Source organism: Ruegeria sp. BG10 (genome assembly GCF_056538575.1).
On sequence record NZ_JBQFTI010000001.1, the window covers coordinates 2,089,933 to 2,106,635 of the forward strand.

Consider the following 16,703-nt stretch of genomic DNA (forward strand, 5'->3'; position numbering starts at 1 on the left):
CTTATTCAGCGGCTTAGAACAAGCCCTCGATCTCACCTGCGTCATTGAGGCAGATGGTCTCCGCAGCCGGTTTACGCGGCAGACCGGGCATGGTCATGATCTCACCGCAGACAACCACGATGAAGCCAGCACCGGCCGACAGGCGGACCTCACGCACCGGAACCGAGTGACCGGTAGGCGCGCCGCGCAGGGTCGGATCGGTCGAGAACGAGTACTGGGTTTTCGCCATGCAGACCGGCAGGTTGCCATAGCCGGCGGCTTCCCATTCCTTCAACTGGTTGCGGATCTTGTTGTCAGCCAGAACCTCATCGGCGCGATAGATGCGCTTGGCGATGGTTTCGATCTTCTCGAACAGCGGCATCTCGTCGGGATAGATCGGCGAGAAGTTCGCCGCGCCACCTTCAACGATTTCGACAACTTTCTCGGCCAGCGGCGCGGAGCCATCCGAACCCAGTTCCCAGTGACGCGACAGGATCGCTTCAACGCCATGCTCACCACAGTAGTCCTTGACCGCCTGCACTTCGTCATCGGTGTCGGTGACAAAGTGGTTGATCGCGACGACAACCGGAACACCGAAGGATTTGACGTTCTCGATGTGACGGCCCAGGTTGGCGCAGCCCGATTTCACCGCGTCGACGTTTTCCGCACCCAGATCTGCCTTGGCCACGCCGCCATTCATCTTCATCGCGCGCACCGTGGCGACCAGCACCACAGCCGACGGCGCGATGCCCGCCTTGCGGCACTTGATGTTCATGAACTTTTCGGCACCCAGGTCGGCACCAAAACCAGCTTCGGTGACAACATAGTCAGCCACTTTCAGCGCTGTCTTGGTTGCGATGACTGAGTTGCAGCCATGCGCGATGTTCGCGAACGGGCCGCCATGGACAAAGGCCGGGTTGTTTTCCAGCGTCTGCACCAGGTTCGGCTGCATCGCGTCTTTCAGCAGAACGGTCATTGCACCTTCGGCTTTGATGTCGCGGCAATAGACCGGGGTTTTATCACGGCGGTAAGCAACGATGATATCACCCAGACGCTTTTCCAGATCCTTCAGGTCGTTGGCCAGGCACAGGATCGCCATAACTTCGGACGCCACGGTGATGTCAAAGCCCGCTTCCCGCGGGAAACCGTTCGACACGCCACCCAAGCTGGCGGTGATCTGACGCAGAGCGCGGTCGTTCATGTCGACCACACGACGCCAAGCAACGCGGCGGGTGTCGATTTCCTGTTCGTTACCCCAGTAGATATGGTTGTCGATCATCGCCGACAGCAGCGAGTGGGCGCTGGTGATGGCGTGGAAGTCACCGGTGAAGTGCAGGTTCATTTCCTCCATCGGAACAACCTGCGCGTAACCGCCACCCGCGGCGCCGCCCTTCATGCCGAAGTTCGGGCCAAGCGAGGCTTCGCGGATACAGATCATCGCGTTCTTGCCGATGCGGTTCAGGCCATCGCCCAGACCAACGGTCGTGGTGGTCTTACCCTCGCCCGCCGGGGTCGGGTTGATCGCGGTCACCAGGATCAGCTTGCCATCTTCACGGTCCTGCACCGAATTGATGAAGTCCTGGCTGACCTTCGCCTTATCGTGACCATAGGGCAGCAGATCGTCGCTGGAGATCCCCAGCTTGGCGCCGATTTCCTGAATCGGCTTCTTGTTCGCTTCGCGGGCGATTTCGATGTCGGATTTATAGCTCATTGGGCAGGGTCCCTGATTGAATGCCGTGCAAAACCGACGCAGTGCGCCGGCGCTGTGCAACCCATACCGTTGTGTACCAACCGGATGGCTATGGATTCCGACATAATTGTGCCGTGAAACGGCGTAGCGTCACTTCGGCGGTTTCTAATCGGAAACCGTTGGCCCTTATGGTGCCCACGCCCGCTGATCAGGCACGAACAGAGTCAGATGGTCACCAATCTTCAATTCACCGGGCCGTTCGACCCAGGCTGTGACACCGCGCCGCCCCTGTGCGGCAGGTTTGAACGCGGCCCCGTGCCCGGGCAGATCGGCCTCAACCTCGCGCCCCGGCAGCACGCAGGGACGGTTTTCCATGTCCACCGTAAGTGTCACACCACCTGTGACCTGCAACCGCGAAGAAGGCGGGATGTGCGTAAAATCCGGAATTCCGCGCAGGACAATGCTGGCCCCCAGATAGGACGGGTCCAGATAGTCCAGATCCATTTCCTTTGCCGTGGCCTCCATCTCTTCGGCGGACAGCACGGAAAGCTGGCGAACATTCCGAATTTCGGTGCCCTGCGGATACAGGTTCCTCACGCGTACGCACGAGTTTCGGGTCTCGCCCTCGTGCCGGGCACCACGGTCCCCGGCAAACCCAAGGTGGAGCAGATCGACGGCTGTTGCCCGGATCGACCCGCCTGCCGGGACGTGACCCAGCCAGACCACCTTTGCTTTGAATTCGGTCTCGCGCAGTACCGGCATTGTTTCTCCCTGGAAAGCGGTTGAATTGGCAGCAATAAAAGGCAGCAAGCCCCGAATGAAAAGGCAAAAAAAAGACCCGGGTCAATGCCCGGGTCTGGAATGTCTAGGCCGAGGGTTCCGGCTCCATCCCGCCTTCAGGCGGGGTTTTCTTGACCTTGGTCTTCGGGATCGCGGTCACGCTGGGCGCGCTGCCCTCATCCGGGCTGTCGCCTTCGTCGTCGCCATCACCGGGCGACTCGCCGTTCATGACGCGTTTGATCTCGTCACCCGTCAGGGTTTCGTATTCCAGAAGGCCCTGTGCCAGGCGCTCCCATTCCTCGGTTTTTTCGGTCAGGATCTTGTGCGCACGCTCGTATCCCTGCTGGATCAGGCGCTTTACCTCTTCCTCGATCAGCTCTTTGGTATGGGCCGAGACCGAGAAACCAGCGGTATTACCCTGATAGCCTTCATGCGCCTCGGCATAGTCGATATTGCCGACCTTGTCCGACATGCCCCAGCGCATCACCATGGCACGGGCCAACTGGCTGGCCTGCATGATGTCACCCGCCGGGCCGTTCGAAACGTGATCTTCACCGTATTTGATCACCTCGGCGGCCTTGCCTGCCATGGTCATGGCCAGCTTTTGCTCACATTCATCGCGGTGATAGTTCAGGCGATCCATTTCGGGCAGCGAGACAACCATACCCAGCGCCCCACCGCGCGGGATGATCGTGGCTTTGTAGACCGGATCGCACAGCGGCAGTTCCAGACCGACAACGGCATGACCGGCCTCGTGATAAGCAGTCTTTTCCTTCTGGTCCTGGGTCAGCACCATCGAGCGGCGCTCGGCCCCCATCATCACCTTGTCTTTAGCATTCTCGAAATCTTCCATGGTGACAAAGCGACGGCCGACCCGAGCCGCCATCAGCGCGGCCTCGTTCACGAGGTTGGCCAGATCGGCACCCGAGAAGCCCGGCGTACCGCGCGCGATGATGCGCAGATCGACATCGGGGCCCAGTGGGGTCTTACGCGCGTGAACGCCCAGAATTTTCTCGCGGCCTTTGATATCGGGATTACCGACGGTAACGTTGCGGTCAAACCGGCCCGGACGCAGCAGCGCGGGGTCCAGAACGTCCTTGCGGTTGGTGGCCGCCAGAATGATCACGCCTTCATTGGCCTCGAACCCGTCCATCTCGACCAGCAACTGGTTGAGGGTCTGCTCGCGTTCATCGTTGCCGCCGCCATAACCGGCACCACGATGGCGACCCACGGCGTCGATTTCGTCGATGAATACGATGCACGGCGCGTTCTTCTTGGCCTGCTCGAACATGTCACGGACACGGCTCGCACCGACACCAACGAACATCTCAACGAAGTCAGAGCCTGAGATCGTGAAGAACGGCACACCCGCTTCACCCGCAATCGCACGAGCCAGCAGCGTCTTACCAGTACCCGGAGGGCCGACCAGAAGAGCACCTTTGGGAATCTTGCCACCAAGGCGCGAGAATTTCTGCGGGTTGCGCAGGAATTCAACGATCTCTTCCAGCTCTTCCTTGGCCTCGTCGATGCCCGCGACATCATCAAAAGTCACGCGGCCATGTTTCTCGGTCAGCATCTTGGCCTTGGACTTGCCAAAACCCATCGCACCGCCTTTGCCGCCGCCCTGCATCCGGTTCATGAAATAGACCCAGACACCGATCAGCAGAAGGAAGGGAAGCAATGTGATCAGGAAGGACTGGAACCCTGATTGCTGCTGTTTTTCCGCGCGAACGGGGATGTTTTCCTCGATCAGCAGCTTAGTGACCTCGGCATCGCCGGGCTTGATGGTGACGTAGTTCGCGCCGCTTTGCGTGGTATAGCGAATCTGCTCGCCATCCAGCGTCACGTTCTTGACTTCGCCGCCTTCAACAGCGGTGACAAAATCGGAATAGGTTCTTTCATTGCTCTGAAGCGATCCGCCTGGTCCGCTGAACAAATTGAACAGTGCAAGGATCAGCAGAAACAGAACGACCCAGAAGGCGATATTGCGAGCGTTGCCCAAGGAAAATCTCCCAAAAGATTTCGGCAGATGGGGGTCTGCCGGGTTGTTCTATAAAATAGAGATGATTCAAGCAGGTTCAATGCGATAAAAGCGAAGAGTAGAACTCGGGCCTTTCCGGCACCAATTCAACGCTCCACCCATTGGAATACCCGGCCAGCGGTGCCGCAAGCAGGCGCTGGCCGTCCCAAACCGAAGGTGAGGCCAACAGCGCTGCGCGTGGTTTGCCCAGGGCGCGCCAATCCGGCACCTGCGGCAAGCCATCGTCAGCCAGGGCGCGCACCTGCCTTGCCGCCCTTGATGGACCAGTCAGAATCCAACGGTTGTCCCACACCTCATGCGGCGTCACCGTTTCACCGGCGACTGCGTTTAGCTCCCTGCAAAACCACATTTTATCGTCTTGCGGAACCAACAGGCAGCCCGCCAATGTCAGCTGTTGGCCGTCCTGCACAGCGGCCAGAGCCTGATCAACGGCAGACTGACGCGGTGGGTATCCCGGCCCCGAAATCCACGCAATGATACCGACCACCAGCCGTCTTTGGATTTCCCTCGGAAGGGCCTCGAACCCACTTCGACCAACGCGGATATCGCCGCCGTCAACCACAGTGACTTTGCGGGCGGATTCCTGCGTATAGTGCGCCAGCGCCTCACGCGCTTGTGCGAGGTTCTCGGCCACCCGCGCCAGCGAATTGACGGAAATTCCCAGCGTGTCGAGCTTTGCCAGTGCGTCGCGCGCCTTGATCCGGTCGAACCGCTGATCATGATTCGATGGGTCTTCGATCCAGCTGGCGCCAGTCTGAATCACATAATCCCGCAGATGCCGCCTGCCGATTCCCAGCATCGGGCGCAGGAACGTCACCCCGCCTTGTTCGCGCGCGGCGGGCATTCCCGACAGGCCGGTCACGCCCGCCGCGCGCCCCAGCCGCATCAGTACGGTTTCGGCCTGATCATCCGCAGTGTGGCCCAACGCGATGGCCCCAACCCCATTGCAACGGGCCCAGTCAGCCAGCAAACCATACCGCGCCTGCCGGGCCTGATCCTGCAGGTTTCCTGCACCGTCCCACCCTTGCCACACCAGCGTTTCATGCAGGATGCCGAGACGCGCCGCCTGTGCCGCCACATGGGCGGCTTCGTCCGCGGCCTCGGGGCGCAGGCCGTGATTCACTGTGGCGGCAAGCAGTTCAACTCCGTCACGTTGTGTAATTTCATGCAGCAGAAGCATCAGGGCAACCGAATCGCCGCCCCCGGACACGGCAACACCCAGACGCGGCGGCAACCGATCAGGCAGCCGCGCGCGGAGTTCGGATTGAAGAGTTACGGCGTCAGAGGTCAAGAACAGCCCAGAGACGCCATTTCCTGCGTGGCATCGGCCACCGTGGCCGAGGCAGGAAAGCGCACGCCGACTTCGGACAGGGTGATACAGGCCTGATCGGTTTGCCCCAAACGACCCAGAGCGGCACCGAGTTCGAACAATGCCTCGGGCGCGAACGTGCCTTCGGAATCACCCGTGAAACTGGCCAGGAACGCCCTTGCGGCCTCTCGCGTGTCGCCCAGCCCCTCCAGGGCCTGCCCGCGTTTCAGATGCGCCTCGGGTGCCAGGGGGCTGCCGGGATAAGAGGTGTCGAATTGGGCAAACTGGTCGGCGGCAGCCTGAAAATTCCCATCTGCCAAGGCCTGCGCGGCGGCGTCAAAATCCGCACGTTCACCAACCGCCAGCTCACCTTGTTCAGTTGAATCGGGGGGTGTTGGTGTCGCGGGTGCCGCCGTGGTGATCTCAGTCTCACCACCCAGCGTCGAGGTTTCGCCCAGCGTGCTGAGGTCACCGCCTTCCAGCTCAACCAGCCGGAACTCAAGATCCCCGATCCGGTTGGTGCCATCGGTCACGACGTTCTGCACCCGCTGGTTCAGCTGTTCGGTCTGGCGCGTCAGGCGCTGCAATTCAGCTTCGATCGCATCGACGCGTTCGAGGATGGAACTGCCGGACAGGTTCGGGGCAGGAGAGCCGGTGGTCGAAAACTCGCGCTTGAGGCGCTGAATTTCGACGTGCAGCACCGTCAGTTCCTGCCGGATATCCGCCAGGGTTTGCTGATCCTGCGCTTTTGCCACACCGGCGGTCACGACGACCGCGGCCAAAACCCATCCTGCAAGTCTCATCGTCTTACCCCAAGGTTGAACCGGTGAGCACCGTCACCGCGCGGCGGTTCTTGGAATAGCATTCCTCGGTGCTGCAAATCTCGATCGGGCGTTCCTTGCCATAGCTGACGGTCGTCAGACGATTGCCCGCCACCCCGCGCGAAATCAGAAACTCGCGGGCCGCATTGGCCCGGCGCGCACCCAGAGCAAGGTTGTATTCGCGCGTGCCCTGCTCGTCCGCGTGGCCTTCGATTGTGGCCACAAAGTCTGGATTGGCCATCAGCCAGTCCGCCTGACCCTGCAGGACGGACTGCGCCTGCGGTGTCAGCGTCGACTGGTCCACGGCGAACAACACACGGTCGCCAACGGTTTGCTGAAAATAGGCCGGGGATCGCGGATCGCTTGGCGAACCCGGTGCGATGGCGCCATTTGCGCCGTTGCCGAAACCGCCGCCCAGAGCCGACGGATCATTGTTGGAACATGCGGCCAGTACGCTTAACGTGCCCAAGGCCAGGATTTTGCCCAATACGTTCATTTCGAGTGCCTCGTTGTTTTATCGGTTTATTGCCGTCTCTGTAGCACAGTGCAGTTTTTTTGTGAACTTTTCCAACCGCCTGTCCCGATCAATTCTGCAACGGCCCCCAGGACGGGTCGCTGCCGCCGTCGGGCGTGCGCACCGGCCGCAGGTTCCGGCCCGAGATATCCACCGAATACAGCGTTGCCCGACCGCTTGCGCCCTGTGATTCACGGGTGAACATGATCACGCGGCCGTTGGGCGACCATGTCGGCCCTTCATCCAGGAAGGATGAGGTCAGCAGCCGTTCTTCGCTGCCATCCGTGCGCATCACGCCGATATGGAACCGGCCCTTGTTTTGCTTTGTGAACGCGATCAAGTCACCGCGCGGCGACCATACCGGGGTGCCGTACCGGCCCTGGCCAAAGCTGATCCGTGTAGCCTCGCCCCCGTTTGCGGGCATGATGTAAAGCTGCGGCGTTCCCGAGCGGTCACTTTCAAACACGATTTGCGTCCCGTCCGGTGAATAGCTGGGCGCGGTTTCGATGGCCGGCGTGTTGGTCAGACGCACGCTCTGGCCCGAGGCCAGATCCATCTTCCAAAGATCGGTATTGCCGCCCTGAATCAGCGAATAAACGATCGACCTGCCATCCGGCGAAAAGCGGGGCGAAAAGCTCATCGTGCCGTCCTGGGTTTTCAGTTCGGTCCGTTTTACGCGGTCGACATCCAGAACATAGATACGCGGCTGGCCGCTTTCATAGCTTGTATAAAGCAGCCGGTCGCCCGAGGGCGAAAAGCGCGGCGCCAGAACAATGGCGGCACTGTCGGTCAGGTACTGCACATTGGCACCATCATAATCCATGATAGCCAGCCGTTTCAGCCGCTGATCCTTGGGTCCGCTTTCCGACACGAAGGCCACGCGGCTGTCGAAATAGGCACCTTCGCCGGTGATCCGGCTATAGACCTGATCGGCCACCTTATGCGCCATGCGCCGCCAGCCCTCGGTCGTGCCCGCGAATTGCAGGCCATCGCCAAGCTCTCTGTCCGAAAACACGTCCCAGACCCGGAACCGGACCGTCAGCCGATTGCCCGAGACATTCACGGCACCGGTCACCAGTGCCTCGGCGTTGATGGCTTTCCAATCCGCGAATTGCACCGGGGCCTCGAAACTGCTGACCCGGCTGATGAACGCGTCCGGCGAGATTTCGCGGAACAGCCCGGTTCCGATCAGGTCGGCCGCAACGACCCGCGAGATATCGTTGGCATACTGTGTCGCCGCTGGCCCGTCGGGCACAAAGTTCGGCACCGCAAAGGGCAAGGGTTCGATGATCCCCTGATCCAGTTCCAGACGCAGCGGTCCGTTCTGGGCGTATACCGGCGCTGCCAAAATCGTCAGGCCAAGCAACAGGCTGGTCAGAATTTTCATCATTTGATCCGCATCCTCTCGGGATTGAATGTAATCTCAATATCTTTCCACTGAGCGTATTTGTCAGCAGGCAGATCATATCCTTTGGCCCCACAGCGCAAAATTGCCCGTCTGGCGGCCTCGAACGCCTGATTTTCGGCCCCGGCAGACCCACCGGTGCTGTCCAGCAGGCGCAGGCTGCCGCCGACGACCTTGCCTTCGGGGGTCAGCGAAAAGCCGACAACCACGACCACCTGCAACGCGTCGGTGGACAGGGAACCGACATTCCAGCACTGCGACACCGCCAGACGCATGGCGTCCTTTTCACCGCTGGTCAGCGGCGGGCCGGATGGCTCGTCGCCCTGCGCCAGCGCTTCGGCCAATGCATCATTGATCGCGGTATCATCGCTGGGTTCGGTGTCGGGTTGGGATGGCTCCTCGGTCTCGGCCACTTCGGGCTGCGCCGGGGGCGCGGGCCGGCTGGGCCGCACCTGTGGTCGCGGAGAGGTGCGCGGCGCGTATTCCTTGGCTTCTTCAGCCTCGGTCACAATCTCATCCGTGGCCTCTTCCGGGGCGGTCTGATCCTGCTGTTCCTGCTGAACTTCTGCCCCCTCATCCAGTGAAACCGCGGGTGTTTCCACATCGTCCGGCTTCGCTTCGGGCGGCGGCGGCGCGACCGGTTCTGGCGCAACCTTGTCAGCCGGGCGCGGTTGCGCCTCTGGGCCCGGAGGCGCCGGCAAGGCCGCAATTTCAGTATCCGGCTGTTCCAGTGTCGGAGGTTCCTCGACCACCTCCGGCTCAGGCGGGGCTTCGACCGGGACGGGCAGCGGGTCCGGATCCGGTTCCGGAGGCGTGGCGATTTCCGCGCGGTTCTGCTCTTCTTCCACCGGCTCCGGCGTGTTGGTCTCTTCTGTCGGGGCTTCGGGCTGTTGCAATGCCGTTGGCGTCGGCACAGCAGGGGCTTGTCGCTGTGCGGTCATCGCCGCGAATTGTTCAGCCGAAATCACCGATACGTCCTGTACCGCCATGGGCAGAGGTTCGGACCGGAAAGTGCCGCCCAACAAGGCCCACCCGATCAGGCCCACATGGGCAATCGCCGAGATCTTGGTGCCGGTGTCCACCGCGCGGCCTCACTCTCAACCGTCGTCCAGAGTCGGCCCGCCGGTATCGGTCACCAGGCCCACATTGGAAAACCCGCCCGCGTTCAGCGCCCCCATGACCTGCATCACCTGCGCATAGGGAATGGCACCATCGGCGCGCAGGAACACCCGGTCGCTGCTGCGTTCCGCCGCGATGGCGCGCAGTTTGCCGATCAAGTCCTCGCGCAGAACGTCCGTGGTCTGGATCTGCACCCGGCCATCGGCGGTCAGCGTCACGGTGAGCGGTTCTTCGTTGTCGCCGGGCAAGGCGCTGGCGGCGGTCTTTGGCAGATCAACCGGAACGCCTACGGTCAGCAGAGGTGCGGCCACCATGAAGATGATCAGCAACACTAACATGACATCCACAAATGGCGTCACGTTGATCTCGGACATCGGCTGCGCGCGCCCGCGACGGCGACCGCGTCTGCGCCCGTTTCCACCCGAATTTTGCTGAACCGCCGCGCCCATGTCAGCCGTCCAGCTGGCGCGATAGGATGGTCGCGAACTCGTCGGCAAAAGCCTCGTAGCCGCCGACGATCCGGTCACTATCGGCGCTGAGCTTGTTGTAGAAGATCACCGCCGGGATCGCAGCCAAAAGACCCAGCCCTGTGGCCAGCAAAGCCTCGGCAATCCCCGGTGCCACAACGGCCAGGTTGGTATTCTGCTGCTCGGCGATTTCGATAAAGGCGTTCATGATCCCCCAGACGGTACCGAACAGGCCGATAAACGGGGCGGTCGAGCCGACAGTTGCCAGAATGGGCAGACCCTTCTGCAACGTCTCGGCCTCTTTGGCGATGGCCACATCCATCGACCGGTCAATCCGCGCCGTGGCACCGGCAATCAGACCGCCATCGGTGCGGTGTGACCGGCGCCATTCGATCATTCCGGCGGCGAATATCTTTTCTGAACTGCCATCCGGCTGCGTTCCGATCTGTTCAAAAAGCTCGTCCAGCGGGTTACCCGACCAGAAGGATTCATCGAAAACCTGCGCTTCGCGCCGGGCAAACCGGTAGTTGATCAGTTTCTGAATGATGATCGCCCATGACCAGATCGATGCGCCCACAAGCATCAGCATCACCAGTTTGACGACAAATGTCGCGCGGGCGTACAGCCCCCACATGGAGAAGTCGATCTCCTGCGCCAGCGCCAGCGTTTCAGCTTCCATGTACCTGCTCTTTGTTTTGCCTGACGGCCGTTTGTTTGGCCTTGTTTTGCCAGACGCTAACGCAGTTGGTCATGAATTGCCATCAGAACCACCCCGGCCCTTCATTTTGTTACAACAATGCGCGAATCTCTGCCGGAAGCCGGACAGGTTTGCCCTGCGCATTCATGCAGACCGCGGTGACCGTCGCCCGGAACAGCTCGGCCTCACCCTTTTTGACGACCTGCCCCATCGTCAGCCGTACACCCGACAGGGAAACGACATGCGTTTCCACGGTCAGCTGATCTTCGAACTTTGCCGTCGCCAGATAATCGGCTTCGATCCGGCGCACGACCCAGACGATCCCGGCCTCACGCATCGCGTTCTGGTCGTTCCCCAGCTGACGCACATAGTCGGACCGCGCCCGTTCGATGAATTTCAGGTAATTCGCATGATAGACGACGCCACCCATATCGGTGTCTTCGTAATAGACCCTGATCGGATAGACATGCTTTTGCTGCACTGACGTGTTTTCGGCCATGATTGCGGATCCGGTCACTCAATTGGCTACAGGTCTTTCTGCAGGCGGCAACGCCCTGCCCCACACAGATGCATGTCCCCCGGTGATCCCGCAATCCCCTATGACCCATAAATTTTTTGTGACGCTGACGCCGCTATCGAATTTCGGCGGCTTGCCCACTAGTGTTCCAGATTACGATGTGATACTGAATGGGTGACCGAATGGACAAGACCGGACCGAAGAAGGGTTGGCCGTCCCTTCCCATCCTTCAGGGCGTCCTGCCAGTCGACAAATCCGCGCTGCCGACAGAGGCCCTGGCCGGGCTCACCTTTGCCTGCCTGGCGATCCCCGAGGTCATGGGCTACACCAAAATCGCCGGAACCCCGGTTATTACCGGCCTCTATACCATTCTGATCCCGATGGCCTTGTTCGCCCTGTTCGGATCGTCCCGGCATCTTGTGGTCGGGGCGGATTCGGCCACGGCCGCGATCACCGCCTCGGCACTCGCCGGAATGGCGGTTTCGGGAACCTCCGAATATGTGGCGCTGGCATCGCTGCTGGCTTTGATGGCTGCGGTATTGCTGATTGCCGCGCGCCTTATCGGGCTGGGGTTTCTGGCCGACTTCCTGTCGCGCACCGTGCTTGTCGGCTTTTTGACCGGCGTCGGCATTCAGGTCGCGGCAGGTGAGATACCCGGAATGCTGGGGATTGAAGCCACGGGGCACGGCACCGTTGACAAGCTGCGGGACGTGGTGATGCATTTCCATCGTATGAGCGGTCCGACGCTGGCCGTGTCCCTGACGGTTCTGGCCGTTGTTTTCGGCTGTCGGCGATTATCCGGCAAACTGCCGGGGCCTCTGTTCGCCATTCTGGGTGTCATCCTGTGCAGCTGGGCGTTCCAGTTCAGCGCGTTCGGTATTGCGGTTCTGGGCTCGGTTCCGGGCGGATTGCCATCGCTGTCTGTCCCGGACGTGAACTGGAGCTGGCCCCTGCTAAAACAGTTGTTACCCACCGCGCTGTCCATCCTTGTGGTCATTCTGGCCCAAAGCGCTGCGACATCGCGCGCCTACGCGGCGCGGTATGACGAGAAATTCAGCGAAAATACCGACCTTACCGGGCTGGGCCTTGCCAATCTCGGCGCGGCGCTGACGGGCACCTTCGTTGTCAATGGCAGTCCAACCAAGACGGAAATGGTGGCCAGCGCCGGTGGCCGCAGTCAGGTTGCCCAACTGACGACAGTTGCGATTGTGCTGATCGTCATTCTTTTCCTGACCGCACCGCTGGCCTATCTGCCGAATGCGGCGCTGTCTGCCGTGGTATTCCTGATCGGTCTGAAACTGATCGACCTGCGCGGACTTGCTGCGATTTACCATCAGGCCCGTTCAGAGTTCTGGATCGCCGTAGCCACCGCTGCTGTCGTCGTTTTCGTCGGGGTCGAGCAGGGGATCATATTTGCGATGGTGCTTTCGCTGATCGATCACACGCGCCGAGGCTACCGGCCCAAGAATTCTGTTATCGTAAGAAACGCCGATGGCGGCTGGCACGCAAAGACAATCACGGCTCCGAACCAGTTTATGCCCGGCCTGGTGATCTATCGTTTCTCGCACAGCCTGTATTACGCGAATACTCAGCGCCTGTCAGATGAGGTTGCCGCGATCGTGGCAGAATCCGAGGCCGGCACAGACTGGTTCTGTATTGAAGCGTCGGCCGTGGACGATGTCGATTACACCGCGGGCTATATGCTGCGCGCCTTGATCCGGATGCTGCGCTCCAAAAACATCAGGCTCGTCTTTTTGCAGGTCGATCCCGCCGTACGGTCAGAGCTGGACCGTTACGGGGTCAGCGACATGGTGGGGCCTGACGGCTTTTTCGACACAGGCAATGATCTGGTCACGGCGTACCGAAATCGCCAACCCTAGCGCTGGTGGGCGCGGTCCACCTTTTCCTACTGCGGCGGCTGCAACCGGGCGAAAAGCCGCAACGCATGCGAGGCATCCTGCGCAGCGCCCGGCAAGACAGGGTCATAGGCGGCGCGGATCAATGCGGCGATATCCGGCCGCAGAATGGTTGCGCCACCGACCACGGCCAGCGGCGATTGCGTGCGAAATGCCGTATCGGACCACAACAATATGGTCTGCACCACCTGGCTGAGCGCCAGCGTCTCGGCCGGGATTTCGGAAAGCTCCCTATCCATTTTCAGGAACACGAACGCCGCGCGGATCGCCCCGTCGGGCTCGAACCGGAATATACGGTACTGGTTGGCATCCGCCGCGACCAGACGCGCGACCAGAGGTGCCAGATCCGGGACCATCCGGCCCAGATCGGGCACATCCAGCAGTTCTTGCCACTCTCTGAAAAAGAAAACCATGCAATTTGCGCCAAGTTCGGGATCGGTCTCGGCCATTTTGTGTTCGGCGAGAGTGACGACCGCCTCAAACGCGCCCTTGACGGTGGCCAGCGTTTCGTCTTCGACGCCAAAAACGATGGGGACGATGGGTCGGCCCCAGCGTGCGAACAGGAACTCTCCGCTGTCGCGGGTGAACAGAGACTCGATTTCGTCCGGTGTCACGCGCAATCCTTCATATTTACATCAGTGATCCGGTCGCTGGCATAAAACCTCTGGCGGTCAGCTTCAACCGAACAGATCGCTTTGCCTTTTTGGTGCGGCCATCCCCAGATGGGTCCACGCCTTTTGCGCCAGCATCCGTCCCCGCGGTGTCCGTTGGATCAGGCCCTGCTGCAGCAGAAAGGGCTCGATCACTTCTTCCAGCGAATCCCGGCTTTCCGACAGCGCCGCCGACAGGGTTTCGATCCCGACGGGACCGCCGGCATAGTTCTCGGCGATCAGTTTCAGATACCGCCTGTCCGCGCCGTCCAGCCCAAGGTTGTCGACACCCAGCCGCGTCAGCGCGCCATCGGCCAGTTCACGGGTGATCCGCCCGTCGCCTTCGACGATGGCAAAATCCACCACGCGCCGCAGCAACCGCCCGGCGATCCGTGGCGTCCCGCGCGAACGGCGCGCAATTTCACGCGCCCCGTCATCGTCGGCCGGGGCACCCAGCTTGCGGGCGTTTCGGGTTACAATCTCGTGCAACTCGTCAACGGTGTAGAATTGCAGCCGCGTCGGAATGCCGAACCGGTCACGCAGCGGCGTGGTAAGCAGTCCCATCCGTGTCGTGGCGCCAACCAGCGTAAAGGGCTGCAACTCGATCCGAACCGTCCGTGCCGCGGGGCCTTCGCCGATTACCAGATCCAGTTCGAAATCCTCCATCGCGGGATAGAGCACCTCTTCCACCGCCGGGTTCAGACGATGGATTTCGTCGATGAACAACACATCGCGGGATTCAAGATTGGTCAGGATCGCCGCCAGATCACCGGCCTTGGCCAAAACGGGGCCCGAGGTCATGCGGAAATTCACCCCCAGCTCGCGCGCCATGATCTGCGCCAGCGTGGTTTTACCCAACCCCGGAGGACCGTGAAACAGCGTGTGATCCATCGCCTCGCCGCGCTGACGAGCGGATTGGATGAAAATGCGCAGGTTCGCTCGCGCCTCGGCCTGACCAATGAATTCATCCAGCCCCTGCGGGCGCAGTGCGCGGTCGTTGTCTTCGGGCAGAGGGTCCGGGCGCAGGGTGGGGTCAGCATCTACCATTCATTCACCCTTTCGGTGCCAGCAGCCTGAGTGCCGCGCGGATCAGATCGGCCTCATCCGCATCCGGCTGGCCCGCCGCCGCTTCAGCCACGGCCGATGCGGCATCAGAGGGCCCATACCCCAGATTGGACAGCGCCGACAATGCCCCCGCCGATGCCGCTGCTGCGCCGGATGCCGGTTGCGCCACCCGTCTGGGGGCAGGTGCAGGCTCGGACAGTTCGACGACCTCCAGTTCCGGGCCATCCATGGCTTCGGTTACGGTTCCGCCCATGGCCATCACGCCCGGCGCCTTGTCCTTGAGGTCAAGCACAATCCGCTGCGCGGTCTTCGGCCCAACGCCCTTTGCGGCCTTGACCGCGCCCCAGTCCCCCAACGCGATTGCACGGCTGACGCCATCGGGCCCCAGAGCGCTGAGGATCGCCAGCGAGACCTTGGCCCCGACGCCCTGCACCGAACACAGCAGCCGGTGCCATTCCTTTTCGATCAGCGACAGAAAGCCGTAAAGCTGCATCAGGTCCTCGCGCACGACCATATCCGTGTAGATTGAAACCGCCTCACCCACACCCGGCAGCGCCGCCATGGTCCGATCCGAGCAGTAAACGATGTAACCCACACCGCGCACGTCGATCAGCACGTGATCGGCCGCGCGATAATCCAGCCGCCCTGTCAGTTTTCCGATCATGCACGCACCTCTTTCATCCGCGCCTGCGGCACCGCGCCATAATAGGAATGACAGATGGCAATCGCCAGCGCATCCGCCGCGTCCGCCCCTTTGGGCTGACAGCCCGGCAGTTGCAGTTTGACCATGTGAAGAACCTGCTCTTTTTCGGCATGCCCGACGCCAACAACCGTCTTTTTGACCCTGTTGGGCGCATATTCCCCGACCGGCAGACCGGCCTGCGCCAGTGTCAGCAGCGCCACGCCCCGCGCCTGGCCCAGTTTCAGCGTACCCGCCCCGTCCTTGTTAACAAAGGTCTGTTCAATGGCCGCCTGATCGGGCCGGTGGTCGGCGATGACCTCAACAATCTGGTTGTGCAGGGACAACAAACGCTCGCCCAGATCGTCCCCGTCCGATTTGCACAATCCGTTGGCAACGTGGCTCAGACGGCTGCCATGCGAATCGATGACGCCCCATCCCAGGGTCCTGAGCCCCGGATCAATGCCCAGAATTCGCATGTTGTGCCTCGGCCTGCTCGGGTTTTTCTGATCTTTAACCCGGGTTAGCACGAAACAAGAACATTTTCCAAGCGAATTGACCCGAAGTCTGAAAACGACACCTTTGTTCCACCACCGACGGGACGGTCCGATTGCGACCGCCAATGGCCGGAATTCGACATGGTTTCTAAAGGCGAAATGGCCAGTAAATTAAGGGGTTTTAAGGTTCCGTGAGCTTTGCAGAAATTGCATAGGACACATGCAAATTCCGCACTTGCACCGGCTATTTGACATCACTAGATGCCGCTCAGATCAGATGATCTGGACATGAACTTTAACCAGAAGGAAACAGGATATGGCTGCACTGGATACCACCCGCGCCACCACTGGCTCGTTCGGCCTCGTTGGCCGTATCGGCGCAATTTTCGCATCGGCTGTAAACGCCTTTGTCGAATGGAACGACGCCCGCGTGACACGCAACGCGCTGAGCGGTCTGACGGATCGCGAACTGGAAGATATCGGTCTGTGCCGCGGCGATATTGACGCCGTGGCGGAAGGTCGTCGGTAAGAATTAACTACCACCACTCACACGCCCC

17 protein-coding genes are annotated in these 16,703 nt (G+C 61.0%); 2 read left to right on the plus strand and 15 right to left on the minus strand.

Going from position 1 to position 16,703, the window contains the following annotated elements; all coding sequences use genetic code 11:
• Nucleotides 1-13: 13 nt before the first annotated feature.
• From ACR0D8_RS10380 to ybgC, 11 genes are all read right to left on the minus strand, one after another.
• Entirely contained in the window at nt 14-1,690 is a 1,677-nt protein-coding gene (locus ACR0D8_RS10380) for a formate--tetrahydrofolate ligase (protein ID WP_475162564.1), read from the minus strand.
• 165 nt (nt 1,691-1,855) lie between these two features.
• Nucleotides 1,856-2,431 carry an MOSC domain-containing protein gene (locus tag ACR0D8_RS10385; protein WP_480646100.1) on the minus strand — a complete coding sequence of 192 codons (576 nt, stop codon included), beginning with the start codon at nt 2,429-2,431 and terminating at the stop codon, nt 1,856-1,858.
• Between the two features lie 103 nt (nt 2,432-2,534).
• Nucleotides 2,535-4,451: an ATP-dependent zinc metalloprotease FtsH gene (gene ftsH / locus ACR0D8_RS10390; protein WP_475162567.1), complete on the minus strand. Its 1,917-nt coding sequence runs from the start codon at nt 4,449-4,451 to the stop codon at nt 2,535-2,537.
• A gap of 76 nt (nt 4,452-4,527) precedes the next feature.
• A complete protein-coding gene (gene tilS, locus ACR0D8_RS10395) occupies nt 4,528-5,781 on the minus strand; it encodes a tRNA lysidine(34) synthetase TilS (protein ID WP_480646103.1) in 1,254 nt (417 codons plus the stop codon).
• Nucleotides 5,778-6,602 (minus strand): tol-pal system protein YbgF, encoded by an 825-nt coding sequence (gene ybgF, locus ACR0D8_RS10400; protein WP_480646105.1) that lies wholly within the window; start codon nt 6,600-6,602, stop codon nt 5,778-5,780. Before ybgF ends, tilS begins: the two co-directional genes overlap by 4 nt.
• 4 nt (nt 6,603-6,606) lie before the next feature.
• Nucleotides 6,607-7,116 carry a peptidoglycan-associated lipoprotein Pal gene (gene pal, locus ACR0D8_RS10405; RefSeq protein WP_475162574.1) on the minus strand — a complete coding sequence of 170 codons (510 nt, stop codon included), beginning with the start codon at nt 7,114-7,116 and terminating at the stop codon, nt 6,607-6,609.
• An 88-nt stretch (nt 7,117-7,204) separates the two neighbouring features.
• A complete protein-coding gene (tolB, locus tag ACR0D8_RS10410; protein WP_475162576.1) occupies nt 7,205-8,524 on the minus strand; it encodes a Tol-Pal system beta propeller repeat protein TolB in 1,320 nt (439 codons plus the stop codon).
• Nucleotides 8,521-9,621: an energy transducer TonB gene (locus ACR0D8_RS10415; protein WP_480646107.1), complete on the minus strand. Its 1,101-nt coding sequence runs from the start codon at nt 9,619-9,621 to the stop codon at nt 8,521-8,523. Before ACR0D8_RS10415 ends, tolB begins: the two co-directional genes overlap by 4 nt.
• Nucleotides 9,622-9,636: 15 nt before the next feature.
• Nucleotides 9,637-10,107, minus strand: a complete 471-nt coding sequence (gene tolR, locus ACR0D8_RS10420; RefSeq protein ID WP_475162578.1) for a protein TolR — start codon at nt 10,105-10,107, stop codon at nt 9,637-9,639.
• A 1-nt stretch (nt 10,108) separates the two neighbouring features.
• A complete protein-coding gene (gene tolQ / locus ACR0D8_RS10425; RefSeq protein ID WP_480646109.1) occupies nt 10,109-10,804 on the minus strand; it encodes a protein TolQ in 696 nt (231 codons plus the stop codon).
• A gap of 109 nt (nt 10,805-10,913) precedes the next feature.
• Complete coding sequence (gene ybgC, locus ACR0D8_RS10430) at nt 10,914-11,321, minus strand: tol-pal system-associated acyl-CoA thioesterase (RefSeq protein ID WP_480646111.1); 408 nt, start codon at nt 11,319-11,321, stop codon at nt 10,914-10,916.
• A 200-nt stretch (nt 11,322-11,521) separates the two neighbouring features.
• On the opposite strand from ybgC, the gene ACR0D8_RS10435 reads away from it, so the two are divergent.
• The gene (locus ACR0D8_RS10435) at nt 11,522-13,219 is read left to right on the plus strand and encodes a SulP family inorganic anion transporter (protein WP_480646113.1); all 1,698 of its coding nucleotides are present in this window, start codon (nt 11,522-11,524) and stop codon (nt 13,217-13,219) included.
• Nucleotides 13,220-13,245: 26 nt separating this feature from the next.
• On the opposite strand, the gene ACR0D8_RS10440 is transcribed toward ACR0D8_RS10435, so the two are convergent.
• The 4 genes from ACR0D8_RS10440 to ruvC form a co-directional block, all read right to left on the minus strand.
• The gene (locus tag ACR0D8_RS10440; RefSeq protein WP_480646114.1) at nt 13,246-13,869 is read right to left on the minus strand and encodes a hypothetical protein; all 624 of its coding nucleotides are present in this window, start codon (nt 13,867-13,869) and stop codon (nt 13,246-13,248) included.
• Between the two features lie 63 nt (nt 13,870-13,932).
• The gene (gene ruvB, locus ACR0D8_RS10445) at nt 13,933-14,952 is read right to left on the minus strand and encodes a Holliday junction branch migration DNA helicase RuvB (RefSeq protein WP_480646116.1); all 1,020 of its coding nucleotides are present in this window, start codon (nt 14,950-14,952) and stop codon (nt 13,933-13,935) included.
• A gap of 4 nt (nt 14,953-14,956) precedes the next feature.
• Entirely contained in the window at nt 14,957-15,634 is a 678-nt protein-coding gene (ruvA, locus tag ACR0D8_RS10450) for a Holliday junction branch migration protein RuvA (protein ID WP_480646118.1), read from the minus strand.
• Nucleotides 15,631-16,128 carry a crossover junction endodeoxyribonuclease RuvC gene (ruvC, locus tag ACR0D8_RS10455; protein WP_480646120.1) on the minus strand — a complete coding sequence of 166 codons (498 nt, stop codon included), beginning with the start codon at nt 16,126-16,128 and terminating at the stop codon, nt 15,631-15,633. The genes ruvA and ruvC overlap by 4 nt, the downstream gene beginning before the upstream one ends.
• Before the next feature lie 334 nt (nt 16,129-16,462).
• Here ruvC and ACR0D8_RS10460 point away from each other — a divergent pair, with 334 nt between their 5' ends.
• Nucleotides 16,463-16,675: a DUF1127 domain-containing protein gene (locus ACR0D8_RS10460; protein WP_475162594.1), complete on the plus strand. Its 213-nt coding sequence runs from the start codon at nt 16,463-16,465 to the stop codon at nt 16,673-16,675.
• Nucleotides 16,676-16,703: the final 28 nt, after the last annotated feature.

What these genes read in the sequence shown, in the direction of transcription:
- ACR0D8_RS10380 (WP_475162564.1), bottom strand. Translation starts at nt 1,690, where the DNA reads ATGAGCTATAAATCCGACATCGAAATCGCCCGCGAAGCGAACAAGAAG.
- ACR0D8_RS10385 (WP_480646100.1), bottom strand. Translation starts at nt 2,431, where the DNA reads ATGCCGGTACTGCGCGAGACCGAATTCAAAGCAAAGGTGGTCTGGCTG.
- ybgF (WP_480646105.1), bottom strand. Translation starts at nt 6,602, where the DNA reads ATGAGACTTGCAGGATGGGTTTTGGCCGCGGTCGTCGTGACCGCCGGT.
- pal (WP_475162574.1), bottom strand. Translation starts at nt 7,116, where the DNA reads ATGAACGTATTGGGCAAAATCCTGGCCTTGGGCACGTTAAGCGTACTG.
- tolB (WP_475162576.1), bottom strand. Translation starts at nt 8,524, where the DNA reads ATGATGAAAATTCTGACCAGCCTGTTGCTTGGCCTGACGATTTTGGCA.
- tolR (WP_475162578.1), bottom strand. Translation starts at nt 10,107, where the DNA reads ATGGGCGCGGCGGTTCAGCAAAATTCGGGTGGAAACGGGCGCAGACGC.
- tolQ (WP_480646109.1), bottom strand. Translation starts at nt 10,804, where the DNA reads ATGGAAGCTGAAACGCTGGCGCTGGCGCAGGAGATCGACTTCTCCATG.
- ybgC (WP_480646111.1), bottom strand. Translation starts at nt 11,321, where the DNA reads ATGGCCGAAAACACGTCAGTGCAGCAAAAGCATGTCTATCCGATCAGG.
- ACR0D8_RS10435 (WP_480646113.1), top strand. Translation starts at nt 11,522, where the DNA reads ATGGACAAGACCGGACCGAAGAAGGGTTGGCCGTCCCTTCCCATCCTT.
- ruvB (WP_480646116.1), bottom strand. Translation starts at nt 14,952, where the DNA reads ATGGTAGATGCTGACCCCACCCTGCGCCCGGACCCTCTGCCCGAAGAC.
- ruvA (WP_480646118.1), bottom strand. Translation starts at nt 15,634, where the DNA reads ATGATCGGAAAACTGACAGGGCGGCTGGATTATCGCGCGGCCGATCAC.
- ruvC (WP_480646120.1), bottom strand. Translation starts at nt 16,128, where the DNA reads ATGCGAATTCTGGGCATTGATCCGGGGCTCAGGACCCTGGGATGGGGC.
- ACR0D8_RS10460 (WP_475162594.1), top strand. Translation starts at nt 16,463, where the DNA reads ATGGCTGCACTGGATACCACCCGCGCCACCACTGGCTCGTTCGGCCTC.